The sequence below is a fragment of the Microcoleus sp. M2_D5 genome (assembly GCF_036701935.1).
Classification (GTDB): Bacteria; Cyanobacteriota; Cyanobacteriia; order Cyanobacteriales; family Microcoleaceae; genus Microcoleus.
This window is the reverse complement of the sequence record NZ_JAUBRP010000038.1, coordinates 21966-36888: the sequence shown is the minus strand read 5'-3', so window position 1 is coordinate 36888 and position 14923 is coordinate 21966. Positions and strand designations below refer to the sequence as shown.

15 protein-coding genes are annotated in these 14923 nt (G+C 46.8%); 9 read left to right on the top strand and 6 right to left on the bottom strand.

The window, feature by feature from the left end; all coding sequences use genetic code 11:
- The first annotated feature begins 51 nt into the window (after positions 1-51).
- The gene (locus QUA50_RS17135) at positions 52-732 is read left to right on the top strand and encodes a DUF433 domain-containing protein (RefSeq protein WP_333265213.1); all 681 of its coding nucleotides are present in this window, start codon (positions 52-54) and stop codon (positions 730-732) included.
- On the opposite strand, the gene QUA50_RS17130 is transcribed toward QUA50_RS17135, so the two are convergent.
- The 4 genes from QUA50_RS17130 to uvrB are packed head-to-tail and all read right to left on the bottom strand — an operon-like array spanning position 729 to position 3697.
- A complete protein-coding gene (locus QUA50_RS17130) occupies positions 729-1127 on the bottom strand; it encodes a DUF2281 domain-containing protein (protein ID WP_333265214.1) in 399 nt (132 codons plus the stop codon). The two genes, QUA50_RS17135 and QUA50_RS17130, sit on opposite strands and share 4 nt — an antisense overlap.
- Positions 1124-1468: a DUF6883 domain-containing protein gene (locus QUA50_RS17125; protein ID WP_333265215.1), complete on the bottom strand. Its 345-nt coding sequence runs from the start codon at positions 1466-1468 to the stop codon at positions 1124-1126. Before QUA50_RS17125 ends, QUA50_RS17130 begins: the two co-directional genes overlap by 4 nt.
- Positions 1465-1668 (bottom strand): DUF433 domain-containing protein, encoded by a 204-nt coding sequence (locus tag QUA50_RS17120; RefSeq protein ID WP_333102431.1) that lies wholly within the window; start codon positions 1666-1668, stop codon positions 1465-1467. The genes QUA50_RS17125 and QUA50_RS17120 overlap by 4 nt, the downstream gene beginning before the upstream one ends.
- Positions 1669-1684: 16 nt before the next feature.
- Complete coding sequence (gene uvrB, locus QUA50_RS17115) at positions 1685-3697, bottom strand: excinuclease ABC subunit UvrB (protein WP_333265216.1); 2013 nt, start codon at positions 3695-3697, stop codon at positions 1685-1687.
- Positions 3698-3877: 180 nt separating this feature from the next.
- Between uvrB and QUA50_RS17110 the strand changes: the two genes are divergently transcribed.
- Positions 3878-4354 carry a hypothetical protein gene (locus QUA50_RS17110; RefSeq protein WP_333265217.1) on the top strand — a complete coding sequence of 159 codons (477 nt, stop codon included), beginning with the start codon at positions 3878-3880 and terminating at the stop codon, positions 4352-4354.
- 310 nt (positions 4355-4664) lie between these two features.
- Here the strand turns inward: QUA50_RS17110 and urtA are convergent, their stop codons facing one another.
- Complete coding sequence (gene urtA, locus QUA50_RS17105) at positions 4665-7589, bottom strand: urea ABC transporter substrate-binding protein (RefSeq protein WP_333265218.1); 2925 nt, start codon at positions 7587-7589, stop codon at positions 4665-4667.
- A 550-nt stretch (positions 7590-8139) separates the two neighbouring features.
- On the opposite strand from urtA, the gene QUA50_RS17100 reads away from it, so the two are divergent.
- The 5 genes from QUA50_RS17100 to QUA50_RS17080 all read left to right on the top strand — a co-directional run bounded on the left by QUA50_RS17100 (position 8140) and on the right by QUA50_RS17080 (position 11408).
- On the top strand, positions 8140-8346 hold the full coding sequence (locus QUA50_RS17100) for a hypothetical protein (protein ID WP_333265219.1): 207 nt from the start codon (positions 8140-8142) through the stop codon (positions 8344-8346).
- 391 nt (positions 8347-8737) lie between these two features.
- Complete coding sequence (locus QUA50_RS17095; RefSeq protein ID WP_333265220.1) at positions 8738-8920, top strand: CsbD family protein; 183 nt, start codon at positions 8738-8740, stop codon at positions 8918-8920.
- Between the two features lie 77 nt (positions 8921-8997).
- Entirely contained in the window at positions 8998-9441 is a 444-nt protein-coding gene (locus tag QUA50_RS17090) for a hypothetical protein (RefSeq protein ID WP_333265221.1), read from the top strand.
- A gap of 116 nt (positions 9442-9557) precedes the next feature.
- Positions 9558-10070: a hypothetical protein gene (locus QUA50_RS17085; protein ID WP_333265222.1), complete on the top strand. Its 513-nt coding sequence runs from the start codon at positions 9558-9560 to the stop codon at positions 10068-10070.
- Between the two features lie 555 nt (positions 10071-10625).
- Positions 10626-11408 carry a DsbA family protein gene (locus QUA50_RS17080; protein WP_333265223.1) on the top strand — a complete coding sequence of 261 codons (783 nt, stop codon included), beginning with the start codon at positions 10626-10628 and terminating at the stop codon, positions 11406-11408.
- 96 nt (positions 11409-11504) lie between these two features.
- On the opposite strand, the gene rpe is transcribed toward QUA50_RS17080, so the two are convergent.
- Positions 11505-12206, bottom strand: coding sequence for a ribulose-phosphate 3-epimerase (rpe, locus tag QUA50_RS17075; protein WP_333265224.1), 702 nt, complete (start codon positions 12204-12206; stop codon positions 11505-11507).
- A 613-nt stretch (positions 12207-12819) separates the two neighbouring features.
- Between rpe and QUA50_RS17070 the strand changes: the two genes are divergently transcribed.
- Together QUA50_RS17070 and QUA50_RS17065 are read left to right on the top strand one after the other, a co-directional pair.
- Positions 12820-13194, top strand: coding sequence for a hypothetical protein (locus tag QUA50_RS17070; RefSeq protein ID WP_333056528.1), 375 nt, complete (start codon positions 12820-12822; stop codon positions 13192-13194).
- 104 nt (positions 13195-13298) lie between these two features.
- Positions 13299-14714, top strand: a complete 1416-nt coding sequence (locus QUA50_RS17065; RefSeq protein WP_333265225.1) for an LCP family protein — start codon at positions 13299-13301, stop codon at positions 14712-14714.
- Positions 14715-14923 lie beyond the last annotated feature (209 nt).

Below are 14923 nucleotides of genomic sequence, written 5' to 3'. Positions count from 1 at the left end.
AATGGTAAAGGGCGATCGCACTTCACCCTAAAATCTTTCTCAACTAAACCCATGAGTACAATTCGCTTACAACTAGCCGAATACTTGAAATGTCGAGGTTTCACCCCCGAAAACTTAGTCGAAGCTGTGGGCGAAACACTCAATCCTGAAACCGTATACCAACTGATAGAAAAAGCCGAAAACCTCAGCCATCTAAACTTATCCGTCTTAGCCGCGATTATAGATGGCTTGAGCAAACTCAATGGTTTTCCCGTTGGCATCGCAGAAGTGCTAATATTTTTTCCTGACATTTCCGAGGAAGCATTGGCAAAATCGCCTTGGCGTCAACTTTACCTCGTGGATAATGAAATTCCCCCCTATGATTGGGGAGATGTAGACCCCATGAAACTTGGTCAACCCGTGCGGTATATACCGGGAGTTGGAATAGTAATTCAGGACAATGAAATTGCAACGAATAGCCAAGAAGATATCCAGCAATTTACTAGAATTACCTCCGATTCAGAATTCATGGCGGGAAAACCTTGCATACGCAACTTACCCATACCAGTTGAAACTATCATCTCAATGATGGCGTCTCACTATTCGACAGCAGAAATACGCCAAACTTATCCAGAACTTGAAGAAGAAGACTTTAAAGAAGTTCTAGCCTATGCTGCGTGGCGGATTAAAGAAACAAACCCGATCGACCTTGGCAATAAAAAGATAGAGAAAATTTGTGAGTCAGCTACCTAATACGATCGCACTTTTTGCTGTTTTTCCTGCAAAAACTCTGCAAAATCGCAGACTTCAGCCACTAACTCGTCAGGTAAATTATTTAAAACCGACAGTAAATGCTCTCGAATCCCCATCATTTCGTCGGCAGATTTTACTAATTGCAACTGATGCGGATAAACTGTTTCAACACCGATCGTTTCCATAAATGCTCCCGGTTCATCCTGAGTTGCAGGAACAAAATCCCCGCCAACTTCTGCTTTCACCCATCCCCCAAATAATTCTACTAAATAAGCTTCACCGTTCTTGAAAACCTCAACAATTGTCCCGGCTGTTTGTGGCGGTGCAATCTCGCCATCAGCGAGGGCGACTGCTTCGGTTAAATTAACTGCATCGAATAATTGAAATTTGCTCATTGCTGTCTCCCAAAGCGTTGAGGAAATGCGGTAACAAATCTAGCAATATCTTCACCAAATAAAACAATCCAACCTGTACGGATTTGCCAAGATACTCCCGATCGCCCTGTAACTAAAATAATAGCTTGGTAGCGTTCTCCACAGTCATTCTGTCCGACTGGCTGTAACAATTCTAGCGAGATTTGGGCTATAATTGCGTCTCGAATCGCCTCCGGTGACTCAAACGCCATCACATCTCGCCAGAATTTCTGCTTATCTCCCCCTACTCCTGCTTCCGTGGCACTGCTGAAGAGATATTGCGCCTTAGCAATGGGAAACTCTAAACGAGTGGGTGCATTCATAGCATTGAGGTTGAGAGTTGATACTGGAGACTAGCTTTAATATCCTCAGCTTCCAAATAAGGATAAGCTGCCAAAATTTCCTCTACACTCATCCCATTTGCTACTAAACTCACTACCAAAGAAACAGTAATTCGCATTCCTCGAATGCAAGCTCTTCCTCCCATAATTTTTGGATCGAAGGTAATGCGATCGAACATCATATCCTCCCACTCTTCCTTAATGTCCCAATAGCTTATCCCGCAAATGCTTAATCCGATCGCGCAACTTACCCGCCTCCTCAAACTCCAACTTCTTCGCCGCCGCCTTCATCTGCGTTTCCAACCGCCCGATTAACTGAGGAATCTCATCCAAAGATAACTCGTTTACCTGTTCGTAAACCTCCTCCAACTGCTGAGAATTCAGCTTGCGCGACACGTCCAAAAATGCCAAAATCGCATTACTCGATCGCTTTTTCGCGATCGGCTGCGGCGTAATCCCGTGCATCTTATTGTACGCTAGCTGAATCCCCCGGCGCCGATCCGTTTCGTCGATCGCCTTAACCATACTATCCGTCAAATTATCCGCGTACAAAATAGCCTGTCCCTGAATGTGCCGCGCCGCCCTTCCAATCGTTTGAATCAACGAACGTCCCGATCGCAAAAACCCCTCTTTATCCGCATCCAAAATTACCACCAGCGAGACTTCCGGCAAATCCAAACCTTCCCGCAACAAGTTCACGCCAATCAATACATCAAACTTACCATCCTGCAAATCTTGGATAATTTCTATGCGTTGAATTGACTGAATTTCCGAGTGCAAATACCGAACTCTAATCGCCCTTTCCTGCAAATATTCGGTTAAATCTTCCGCCATCCGCTTGGTTAAAGTCGTTACCAAAACTCGCTCGTCCCGACTTACTCTCTCCTTGATTTCCCCCAACAAATCATCAATTTGTCCTTCCGTCGGGCGCACGAAAATTGTCGGATCTATTACTCCGGTAGGGCGGATCACCTGTTCGGCAACTCTTCCTTCAGAAATCTCGATTTCCCAATCCCCAGGCGTAGCAGAAACAAAGATGCACTGATTCTCTTTTGCCCAGAATTCATCTGCTTTTAAAGGGCGGTTATCAGCGGCGCTGGGCAAACGAAAACCGTGTTCTATCAAGACTTTTTTGCGCGCTTGGTCGCCGTTGTACATTCCCCGAATTTGCGGCACTGTGACGTGGGATTCATCTATCACCAACATCCAATCTTTCGGGAAATAATCAATCAAACATTCTGGCGGTTCCCCGGCATTTCTCCCTGCTAAATGCCGCGAATAATTCTCGACTCCGTTGCAGTAACCTACCTCGCGCAGCATTTCCAAATCGTAGCGCGTCCGCTGTTCCAACCGCTGAGATTCTAATAGTTTACCCTCTTTTTCAAATTCTGCCAGTCGGTCTTCTAATTCGAGTTCTATCCCTTGACAAGCAGCCTCTAATTTATCTTCTGCGGTGACAAAGTGGCGGGCTGGATAAATATTTAAAGCCGTCGAACTTTGCAGGATTTTACCTGTTACCGGGTCAACGTAGCGAATGGCATCAATTTCGTCGCCGAAGAATTCAACGCGAATAATTCTATCTTCGTAAGCGGGGCCAATTTCCAAAACATCGCCTTTGACGCGAAATTTGCCTCTGCCTAAATCTATATCGTTGCGGGTGTATTGGACGTTGACTAAATCGCGCAAAACTTGCCGCTGGTTGACTTCCATTCCTACTCGCAAAGGAATAGCAGCTTTCAGGTATTCTGCGGGCATTCCCAAACCGTAGATGCAGCTAATTGAAGCAACTACAATTACGTCGCGGCGTTCAAAGAGCGATCGCGTGGCGGAGTGCCGCAGCATATCTATCTCATCGTTAATTGCTGCCGTTTTCTCAATGAAAGTATCGGTGACGGCGATGTATGCTTCAGGTTGGTAGTAGTCGTAATAACTGACAAAGTATTCGACTGCATTGTTCGGGAAAAAATTTCGCAGTTCGTTGCACAGTTGAGCTGCCAGGGTTTTGTTGTGTGCTAAGACTAAGGTGGGTTTGCCGACTTTTTCAATCACCGAGGCAATGGAGAAGGTTTTGCCCGTACCTGTGGCGCCGAGTAAGGTTTGAAATCGATCGCCCGCTTCGATGCCTTTGACAAGTTGCTCGATCGCTAGTGGTTGGTCGCCTGTGGGCTGGAAGGGCGCTTGCAATTGAAAAGATGCTGCCGCAGTTACCATAGGAAAATGTAGCTATTACCCATAAATCTTAACAAAAATGCAGAGATCCTGCAATTTCGTTAAAAAAATAGTTAGACTTTGTAATATTATTTTAATCATCGGCCCAAATAGAAAGCAGAAAGCCAAGAAAAGCAGTTGTCCGAACCCAGCAATCAACAGCAATAAGCGAGGAAAATAATTATGAGTCTCACCCCCAAAAATAAAGGCAATGCGATCGCCCGCCGCGGCAAAGGCAGTTCCAAAAGCCAACCGACACCACCTGCAGATGCCAAAGCAACAGGAATTCAACTTTATCGACCGCAAGTCCTGCATGACAACCGCCCCGTCGGCCCAGACGATTTTACCATCAGCGAGACAGTCTCGATTTCGGGGAACCGCCCGATCGGCACTAGCACCCTGCAGATCAGCGAAACCTACGGCATTGTAGGCAATCGCCCGATCGAATCCAGCGACTTTGAAGTGGTTGCTACACTCGGCAATCGCCCGATCGGTTCCAGCGCCATGCAAGTCAGCGAAATGTTCAGTATGTCCGGTGCCCGCCCTGTTGCCATCAGCACTCTGCACATTGATGAAGTTTACTCCACAATGGGAGGAAACCGCCCTATTGCCTCAAACGAAATTGACGATAGCTCGACCTTAATGGGATTTTTAGATTAATTAGTCAGTTGTTAGTTGTTAGTTGACCGTTGTCAGTTGACTGTTGTTATTTCTTATTTGTTACCTGCTACTAATAAGCAATAACCATAGCACTTCTGGGTTTAATGAGGTAGGTCTGGTAATTGGTAATTGAGAGGGATGTATAGCGGTTTTCTCTTGAAGTGAAATGCTAATCTGTAGGGTGCGTCGCCCTCAGATGAGAAATGAAACTTGCAGATTTTTCCGGGCGACGCACCTTACCCTTATCAATAGCGGATCTAACAAATTGTGGCGTCCAGAACTGTAATAATTACAGTCAACAGTCAACTAACTACTTCCCGATACCCTGATATTTACTCAATAAAGCAGCAAAGCGCTTGTAATCCACAGGCTTCCTCACATATTCCGCCGCTCCCAATTCCCAACCCTGATTTTGATCGTCCAAAAAAGTTATCATAATCACTGGAATATCAACCAAATCTCCATCGGCTTTCAGCGCAGACAGAACCGCCCAGCCGTCCATACTCGGCATCATCACGTCCAGAATAATCGCGTCGGGGAGCAACTCCTTCGCCAACAGCAGCCCCCCTTCACCGCTAGCCGACGATCGCACCCGAAAGCCCTGTTTCGACAAGCAGCGAGTCATCAAATCCCGCGCGTCTGGATCGTCGTCAATCACCAGCACAGTAGCAGCATCGGGCAGATCCAGCGGTTGCGATCGCACTTCTTTTTGCTTCGCTTCAGTCGCCGCTACACTCGTTTCCAACTCCTCGCCATACTTCGGCTGCATTTCTTCAATTTCTCGATCGTCCTGCGCTTCTTTTGGGTTTTTAACCGCAATCGGCAACCGGATCGTAAAACTAGAACCGCAGCCAAACTCGCTCTCAACGGTAATGTCTCCGCCCATCATCTGGCAAAACTTCCGGCTAATTGTCAGCCCCAAACCGGTGCCACCATACCTGCGGGTAGTAGAATCGTCCGCTTGGGTAAAAGCTCCGAACAGCCTCGACACCTGATCCTCAGTCATGCCGATGCCGCTATCGGTGACTTGAAACACGATCGAAGGCTGTTGACACCGAGAAGGATCGGCCGAGAGTTCTTCGGAATTGCCGATCGGCAAAACCTCCCCTTCTTCCTTCCAAACATTAATCGTAATTTTGCCTCGATCGGTAAACTTAGCAGCATTGCTCACCAAATTCAACAGCGCTTGCCGCAGCTTCGACGAATCCGAGTAGATCGTGCCAATATTGCGATCGCAATTGACGATCAAAGTATTGCCATTTTTCCCTAGCGTCGGTTGAACAGTAGTGACAACCTGCTCGATCAAATCCCACACCTCAAAAGTCTCCAAGAAAAGAGTCATCTTTCCTGCTTCAATTTTAGAAATATCCAAGATGTCACTAATAATGTAGAGCAACTGCTTGCCTGCCATATTAATGCTTGCCAAATCCATCACAAACTCTTCTTCGCCGAGTTCCAGAGCCTCTTCTTGCAGCAGCTCGCTGTAGCCGATAATCGCATTCAAAGGCGTCCGCAACTCGTGAGTCATATTTGCCAAAAAAGTGCTTTTCGCCCGGTTGGCAGCTTCCGCAGCATTCTTAGCGACTTCCAATTCCTCCGATCGTTCCTCTAGCTGCTGCTGCCGCACCTCCAAACCGTTGAGCAAACTGCTAATTTGCTGAGCCATTGTATTGAGAGTAGAAGATAGCACCCCGATCGCGTCATTAGAAACCACCGGCGATCGAGCCGTCAAATCACCGCTAGCCATCTGTTCGGCAGTTTCCCGCAGCAAGCCGAGATTCCGAATAATTGCTGACACCGACACAAAACCGCCTATCCCCGCGATCAAACTCAAAGCCAAAGCCCCCATCAGCCAGTGCTGAGTGCGGCTCGCCACAAACAGAGTTTGCTGCACCAGCACCGCCATTGCTGCCTCAGAAACCCCCGCAGGAGCTGATGCAGCGTCCATTGTCAGCAAATAGTTCTTCATCTCCACAGAACCCATCCACCCGACTCCCACCGCCATCCAAGTTATCAGTACCAAGATGACAAACAGCCCGCTCAAAGACGCCCGAGTTCCCAGAGAAATCCCCCTCGTAGCCAGTGCAGCCGCCCAAGGATAGCCCTTGAGAAAAGGATCTGGCCGAACCGATGCCCCGGAATTCCAAATCTCCTCAATTTGACCGTCCACCCTCACCTGGCCAATCCGCACTGTTTTCCAGATATGCTGAGTTTTGGCATCTATTTTTACCTTCCCCGAAGGCGCTGCCAACTCAATATTTTTAGCAGCCGCCCTGACTTTAACCACATCTGTGGAACCAGCTTTTTCTACTGCTTGCTTCCACAGGTAAACACCCAAATAAGCCGCTTCGATCGGGTCATCCGTGACTCGATTTTCCCCGTATCGGGCTTTATAAGCCTTGACAAATTTACGGTTTTCCGGTGTATCCACCGTTTGAAAATAGTTCCAAACCACCAAATGTCCGGCAATATTGGACGGCCCGATCGACCGCACTTCCTCTTCTGCTACGCTAACCGACATCACCGGCAAATCATCGGGTTTCACGCCAGCTTCCCGCAACTTTTGGAAAAAAGCCACATTGCTGTCTCCGTTGAGAGTGTTGAGAATCGCATCCGGTTTCACTGCTAAGATATGTGCGATCGCCTCGCCCACTTCCCTCGAACCCAGCGGCAGATACACTTCCCCCGCCAACTCTCCCCCCAGTGCCGCCAGTTGAGCTTTCACAATCCGGTTTGCCGTGCGGGGAAAGATATAATCCGAACCCAACAGGAAAATTTTCCGCTTTCCCTGTGCCAGCAAGTAATTCACCCCAGGCACAATCTGTTGGTTCGGGGCAGCACCAGTGTAGAAAATATTCGGACACTGTTCTAGCCCTTCATACTGCACCGGATAGAACAGCAACCCTTGACCCTGCTCGAAAACCGGCAGTACAGCTTTGCGGCTCGCCGAAGTCCAACAGCCAAATACCACCACCACCTGCGCTTCTAGGAGCAATTGCTTAGCTTTTTGAGCAAAAGTTTGCAAATCGCTCGCTCCATCTTCTATAACCGCTTCCAAGGGGCGTCCCAGCACCCCTCCCGCCGCATTAATTTCCTCAACAGCCAACAGCGTCGCATCTTTAACAGAAATTTCGCTGATGGACATCGTGCCCGTCAGCGAATGCAAAACGCCTATTTTGATCGGCTCACGAGTCGGGCCGGCTGCTGCGAGGGGGTTACTGCTCCTTGCTCCCATAGGGTTTTAGATAATTTTTACTAATAACAGAAATTTTAGTTCGATCCTGCACGAAGTTAGCCTTGACGCTAAATCTTGTTTAGCAGATTATTTAACCCGATCGCCACCAAACGTGGAAATTGCTGCACCCTGTTGATTTTAACGGTCAAACTCTCAGCATAGACTTAAGTCTGGACTAAACAGCCTCCCATTTCTCTCTTCATCTTTTACCGATGTCCAAAGAGCCTCATACAACAACATTCGACACTTAATGCCATCGCGCGCGCCGCAGAACAATTCTCCCCCCTCCTCCCCTTTCCCCAACTCATTCACTGCCCGCGCCTTGCGACTCACCAACCAATCTCACGCACTATTCCCCTTCCCCAATCTCCTTTCGAGCTAATGCAATTTTCCGTAATTTATCTTAACTATAAAACTCAAAACTCTTCACCAGCCCCTATCTCCCTTCAGACAGAGGGAAGCCGTCGTGATTTCCCTTATTATAAATATAAGGTTAACTTCTAAGTACCCTTGTTAAAAATAAATTTTGCAAACAATAGGGGAAAAACTAATGAATAGTCAAGAAAACGCGACCCACACCACCATCGAAAATCAAGTCACGCTACCAAAATCCAGGGAAATATTGCTCGGCGAGGAAACAGAAAAAGCCCTCGGCAAGCAAAAAAAAGAAGATGCTCAAACTATGCACGCTGTCGAACAGTTTAAAGAAGAACTTCAGCACAAAATAGATGAAGAATGTCATCACAAGGTAGATTAAAACTACTAATACGGATTTTTTTCGGGTGTGGGTAAGATACAGTCTTGCCGACACCCGCCTTTTTAAGGCAGAATTAAAGATAATTTTAAAATTCTAAATTATTTTGGGTTTAAAAAAATACTCTTGGACGCACGGGCGACCCTCCAGCATTTTTTTACAAAAATAAATACTTAATTGCAGCCAGTAGAAGCGGTAAAAAAAATCCGGCAAGTATGAAAGTGGCAGTCCGTCTAAAATTTTAAAATAATTTTTCCACATTCCCTATTCCCTATTCCCTATTCCATTTGTTATTCATTTTTTCTTCCTAGAGGTAGAGTGCAACGCAGCTCATAGTTACCTATGATGAGTTTAAGTAAAAAATGTCAAATTCAATACAGATAGGGAGAAACCCATGAGCGTTGAAGATAGAGCAAAGGCAACTGGCGACAACATCGCAGGCAAAGCTCAAGAAGCCCTAGGTAATATTACTGGCGATCCGAAGGATAAAGCAGAAGGCAAAGCCAAGCAGGCAAAAGCTGAAGCGGGTCACGCGATCGAAGATGTCAAAGATGAGATCAAAAAGAAACTAGACTGAGCCTAATACTAATTGAGAGGGTCGAGCAACCTCACCCTTTCAAGTCTTCAAGTTGTTTTCAGAAGGGAGGAAAAAAGGTGAGTTTATTGCAGCAGAGTCGCAAAATAATTGCGGGCGTACTCTTGGTATTAATGCTGGCTATTACGACTGCGTGCGCGCCCAGCGTTTCAACCCAAAAACCGAGTGATGTACCTGTAGCTATTGGTGGCACTCAAGGTTATTACGCTCAGCTAGAACGCGGCAATACCGCCGCAGGTCAAGATTTTGGTCAATGGGTAACAAAGACGGCTCAGGGCTTGGTTCAGGATGCTTACGTCCGCGACAATAACAAGTTGGGAGTTGTAATTACCCCGCAGGTCCGCCCTACAGAAGTGAAAGATTTAGCCAAATCTTTAGCACAAGGTTTTCACCGCAATTTCCCAAATCAAGATGTAAGTGTTTTGGTTTACGCTCCTGACAAAAAACTGATTTTGACTGCTAAGTACGACCAGCAATCAAATCAGATTGAATACAAGTCTTGACCGAGTTAGCAAGCTTAAATGATAGCCGCGAGGCGGTTTAATATTCCGCAGTTTTTTGAGGGCGAAGCCATCTCAATTTAAAACTGAAATGTTGTGTAGATTGGAAGAGAGTTACCATGAGTAGCAGCGATAATTACAAGCGTCAAATCATGAACGATTTAGCCCAGGGCGATCGAGAAATGATGCCGGAGACAACGGGTGAAGATTACGAAAACTTTGACGATTTTGCTCAGAGAACTTCGCCGGCTCAGCGCAAACAATTATTCGGGCGTTCCCTGAATCACGACTCGCTCCCGCCGGCTCAGTTGGAACCGGAATTGCAAAAGGCGATCGCCCAAATTAAGCCAAACGAACGCGACGATGTAGCGCGGGAATTCTTCAAGCATTTGGGCAAGAGAGGATTGGACGATCGCAAATTGGAAAAGCAGCTAGGACTTTCTACCCACCACGCCAGCCGCATGACTGCTGACGATGTTACCAAGTTGGCCTCGTTCACCTATCACAATCACCCGGATATTTTCCAAGAAGTGCTGGCCGAACAGCCAAGTTTGATGAAGTTTTTGGGAAATCCAGTTGTTGCAGGTATTTTGGGAATAGTTGCTGCTAAATGGCTCAACAACCGCAAATAATCTTGGATTCAGACAAGCCTAAAAACTGATAATACGTGCCGCAAATAAAAGGACGATCGCCTGGGCGATCGTCCTTTTATATTTTATATCTAGTCCTGTAAAATAACCGCGATCGCGTTTGTAGTTAAGACTTTAGGAATGAGAATTAAATAACTTCCCCTCTTGAAAGTGGGATGGGCCTGAAAGCCCGTCTTTTAAGGACGGGCGGGACGCCCATCCCACAATAGCAATTAAAATTGTAAGTTATTTAATTCGCGATCCTTAGTCCTCATAATCTGATCGGGACTAAAGTCCTCACTACAAACCTTTTTTATTGGGTCGTTTTAGGCGAAATTATATTATAATAAATTCCAATGATTTAAATCTTAATTATTAGCTTAGTCAGTGTTCGGATGATTAACACCCCTTGCAAATTACCAACTACCAATTACCGATTGCCACTGAATAAATATTGGTTACAGATAAAAATAACTGCACCGCAGTCAACAGCGGTATACCTGACACTCCGCAAAATTAAATGTAGGATTAAGTGTTGTCGTGAATCCGAAAAAAAAGATGAACATATCCACTATTTGGCGAAAACTCCGCAGCCAGCAAGCCTTCTGCTTGGCTGTACTCCTGGCAGGTTGCCTGGTATTTATCGGTTGTTCCCCCGCACAGTCAACGGCTGGCAATTCAGTCGATCCCAAGTTGAAAGAGCAAGTCTTGCAGGTGATCCGCGAAAATCCGCAAGCAATTTTAGAGTCGGTACAAGCTTACCAGCAACAGCAGCAGCAGTCTCTCAAAGCAGCGCAGGAATCATTTTTGCAGGAGATGAAAACTAATCCCAAATCGGCGATCGGGGATTCTCCCACCACGGGTTCAGCTTCGCAGCAGATTGTACTTTTAGAATTCTCTGACTTTCAATGTCCGTTTTGCGCGCGCGCTCACGATACTGTCAAGCAGTTTATGGCAAAACACCAGGACAAAGTTACTTTAGCTTACAAGCATTTTCCCTTGACTTCTATTCACCCTCAAGCGCTACCGGCAGCTAAAGCAGCTTGGGCGGCGGGGCAGCAGGGCAAATTCTGGGAATATTACAGCGCTTTGTTTGAAGGGCAGAAAGATTTAGGCGAGCCATTGTACCCATCGATCGCCCAAAAGCTCAATCTAAAATTAGATAAATTCAACACCGATCGCAACAGCCCCGCCGCCGAAGCCGCCATTGCCAAAGACGTGCAACTCGCTCAACAACTAGGCATTGAAGGCACTCCGTTTTTTATTATGAACGGCAAAACTTTCTCCGGGGCGATCGAGCTTTCTGAGATGGAAAGCATTCTCGCCTCTATCTCGAAATAAGTAATTCCTGACTCTTGGAAACCGAGTATAAAAATGCGTTCCCAGCCTGCTTTGGCTGGGAACGAGAAAAACCACAAAAACTCGAAAAATCTTTGATTAAACCGCAGCCAACTCAGGAGTCGGGCGCTTGCTGTGGCGGATACCCTCGATCGCCCCTGCATAATCATTCGCCTTAAACACAGCAGAACCAGCAACGATCGCATTTGCGCCCGCTTCCAGAACCTGCCAAGTATTGTTCCCCTTCAAACCGCCATCTACCTCAATCCAAGGATCGAGGCCCTTGTCGTCGCACATTTTACGCAACTGGCGAATTTTCGGCAAAACAGCCGGGATAAAACTTTGACCGCCAAAGCCCGGATTGACGCTCATAATCAGCACCAAGTCGCAAAGTTCCAGCACGTACTCGATCAAATCCAGCGGCGTCGAAGGATTCAGAACCACACCAGCCATTTTGCCCAATTCCCGAATTTGGCCGAGGGTGCGGTGCAAGTGAGGGGAAGCATTGTGTTCCGCGTGCACCGAAATAATGTCAGCACCAGCCTTAGCGAAGTCCTCGACGTACTTCTCCGGCTCCACAATCATCAAGTGGACATCGATCACCTTGGTAGTAACAGGGCGAATTGCCTCAACAATCAGCGGCCCGATAGTAATATTAGGAACAAAGCGACCGTCCATCACATCTACGTGAATCCAGTCAGCCCCAGCTCGATCGACAGCCTGAATCTCTTCTCCAAGACGGCTAAAATCGGCTGATAATATGGATGGAGCAATAACGATGGGTTTTTGGGATTGGGTCATGGCTAAGTCTGTTCTCCTGACTGCTGTGCTGTATCCAGTTTATCAAAATACGGGTCTCCGGGTCGAAAAGTTGCCAACGATCGGTCGCGAGATTGGGAGGGCAGAAAAATTTGGCCTGTGACAGACAATTTTGGCGATATCCCCAGCCCTGCTCTCGGAATTTTGGTTTAGGATATAAATTTTCCCTCTAACAAATAACTTGTGTGCAAAATCTCACCTTCTGCAAATTTTGAGTACCGAATTGTCAGTAACTCAGGGCTAAAGCCACTGAGCTTGTAGGAGAAATCGAGCAAGCTATGCTGACCAGACCCCTCGCAAGAGGAGACGTTATTTAGGTCACGACACCGGCGAATGCGACGCCAGTTTTCCGCTCTGTCACCTGCGATTAAACAGTTTTAAAGTCACTGAAACAGTGTCGCAGGTCTAACAAGCCTTTATAACCAGGTCTGCACGAACATTACCCCGCAAGGGAGACTGAGGCAACCATACCTCATCGGAGGGGCAACCATACCCCTCCAACCCGACAGGGGAAAGATTCAAGGCGATTGAAATCGCCGAGTCGTTTTCCTCTCAGGACTGAAGTCGCTGAGTTTCCCACTTACCGAGTTTTTTTATGAAAAATACAGATCCCTTAGAAAATCCTGAACTCGATCGTGCCAGTCTGTTTGTATTAATGATCCCAGTCATCGGCTTTTTCCCAGCCCTGTGGACTCTTTACCGCCGTCAGGGTAGTCCCGAACGCAAAGCCATCAGCCGCTTGGCAATTGCCCTTGCTTTTAGTTGGCTCTTAGGACATATTCTTTTAGAAGCTGGAGCGATTTCTGCGGAATCTCAGACACTTCCCATGTTATTAATGAGTAGCCTGCTAACAACCAGCTATTTCATCGTTGCTCTGGGACTGATGGTTCGCCTCTGGAAGCGTCAACCGCTATGGTTGCCTGGAATTAGTCGCTTAGCCGAGCAAGTAGTAGGCAAACATTTATCATAATTTAGGGTTTTTTTAAGCCCCTACCCTATTGATTGAGTGCGTCTTCAGCTTGATACTACATATTGCCATTATCTTTTTTATTTTTGTTGTGTGTGAGGAAGCCAGTGCCAGCTCAAAAAATTCCTAATCAAGACCCTATCCAACAATCAACTGCTCAACCTGCAACCAAAAAATCGAACCAGCCCCATCGAGGCCGTTGGCTGGGTTTTGGTTTTGGTTTGGCTGGAGTAGCCATGCTCTCAGCCACAGCCGGAGCGTTGCTAGCCGTCTCCCTTTCGACAACGCCGCTTCAGCAACAAAAGTTGAGCCCTGAAGAAGCAGCCGTATTTTCTCAAGGCGACATGGCAAAGCTCAACATGAAGATGCCGGAGCTGACTCGGCCAGTTAATATTTTAGTTTTAGGGCTTAAAGTTCTGACCTCTGACATCGAAGGAAGTGTCAACAAAGATGTCGGACACGAGGTTTGGGAAAACTCATTTAAGGGCTTAACCGATACCATGCTGTTGGTGAGGTTTGACCCTCAAAATAAAAAGTTAAGCGTGCTTTCCATTCCGCGAGACACCCGCACCTATGTTGAAGGCAGGGGCGAGGTGAAAATCAACGAAGCTAATTACCACGGTGGCCCGGCTTCGTCAGCGAAGTCAGTTAGCGGACTCCTGGGCGGTGTGGGAATTGACCGCTATGTCACAGTTAACATTCACGGCATCAAAAGTTTGGTCGATGCCCTGGGTGGCATTACTATTAATGTCCCTAAAGACATGAAGTATACCGATCACAGTCAGCATTTATATATAGATTTAAAGGCTGGCAAGCAGAAACTCAACGGCGAACAAATCGTGCAATATTTGCTTTATCGGCACGACGATTTGGGCGACATCGGGCGGGTGCAGCGCCAACAATTGTTGATGCGGGCTTTTGTGGAACAGGAAGTAAATGTAGGTTTGCTGTCTCGACTACCGAAGATTTTATCGGTGATTCAGTCTCACCTTGACACGAATTTGAGTATAGAAGAATTGGTAGCTTTGGCTGGTTTTGCTACTCAAACCGATCGCGCTGGCGTGCAGATGTTGATGGTTCCCGGCAAATTTAGCGATTCTAAGGACTACAAAGCAAGTTTTTGGTTGCCCGACCAATATGCCATCGAAACTATGGTGGCGGAACATTTTGACTTCGGCCAAAATACTTGGACAATTGAGAATGCTGATTCGACTTTTCTGAAGGTGGCGATTCAAGATAGTACCGGAGATCCATCGGCTGTTGAAGATTTTGTCAATAATTTGACTCAAGCCGGTTATCGGAATGTTCAGGTTTATAAAGCTTGGCCCGAACCGCTGGAGGTAACTACTCTAGTAGCTCAACAGGGCGATATTAAAGGTGCTCAAGCGATTCGCCAGTTTTTGGGTTTTGGAGATGTGTTGGTTGAGAGTACCGGTTCTTTGAATTCGGATGTCACAATCAGATTGGGTCAGGATTGGTTGGAGAAAAAGGCTCAGTCCGGCAGTGTGCCTAAGTCTTTTTAAACTGGATTTTAACTGGGGTATTTGTAGGGACACAGCATTGCTGTGTCCTCTTATTTTCTGTTGGTAGAGATGGAGGCGATCGCTTTTTTGTCTATTTACTGATAGTATATTTTTGGGTGATGATGAATCACGATCGCAATACCGATACTTCCCTCCGCAGTCACAAGTGAAACAATAATCAACGAGGGAAAGCTTAAGATATTTTATCA

Bases quoted from the DNA above. Each gene is read 5' to 3' on its own strand.
- QUA50_RS17135 (WP_333265213.1), top strand. From the start codon at position 52: ATGAGTACAATTCGCTTACAACTAGCCGAATACTTGAAATGTCGAGGT.
- QUA50_RS17130 (WP_333265214.1), bottom strand. From the start codon at position 1,127: ATGAGCAAATTTCAATTATTCGATGCAGTTAATTTAACCGAAGCAGTC.
- QUA50_RS17125 (WP_333265215.1), bottom strand. From the start codon at position 1,468: ATGAATGCACCCACTCGTTTAGAGTTTCCCATTGCTAAGGCGCAATAT.
- QUA50_RS17120 (WP_333102431.1), bottom strand. From the start codon at position 1,668: ATGATGTTCGATCGCATTACCTTCGATCCAAAAATTATGGGAGGAAGA.
- uvrB (WP_333265216.1), bottom strand. From the start codon at position 3,697: ATGGTAACTGCGGCAGCATCTTTTCAATTGCAAGCGCCCTTCCAGCCC.
- QUA50_RS17110 (WP_333265217.1), top strand. From the start codon at position 3,878: ATGAGTCTCACCCCCAAAAATAAAGGCAATGCGATCGCCCGCCGCGGC.
- urtA (WP_333265218.1), bottom strand. From the start codon at position 7,589: ATGGGAGCAAGGAGCAGTAACCCCCTCGCAGCAGCCGGCCCGACTCGT.
- QUA50_RS17100 (WP_333265219.1), top strand. From the start codon at position 8,140: ATGAATAGTCAAGAAAACGCGACCCACACCACCATCGAAAATCAAGTC.
- QUA50_RS17095 (WP_333265220.1), top strand. From the start codon at position 8,738: ATGAGCGTTGAAGATAGAGCAAAGGCAACTGGCGACAACATCGCAGGC.
- QUA50_RS17085 (WP_333265222.1), top strand. From the start codon at position 9,558: ATGAGTAGCAGCGATAATTACAAGCGTCAAATCATGAACGATTTAGCC.
- QUA50_RS17080 (WP_333265223.1), top strand. From the start codon at position 10,626: ATGAACATATCCACTATTTGGCGAAAACTCCGCAGCCAGCAAGCCTTC.
- rpe (WP_333265224.1), bottom strand. From the start codon at position 12,206: ATGACCCAATCCCAAAAACCCATCGTTATTGCTCCATCCATATTATCA.
- QUA50_RS17070 (WP_333056528.1), top strand. From the start codon at position 12,820: ATGAAAAATACAGATCCCTTAGAAAATCCTGAACTCGATCGTGCCAGT.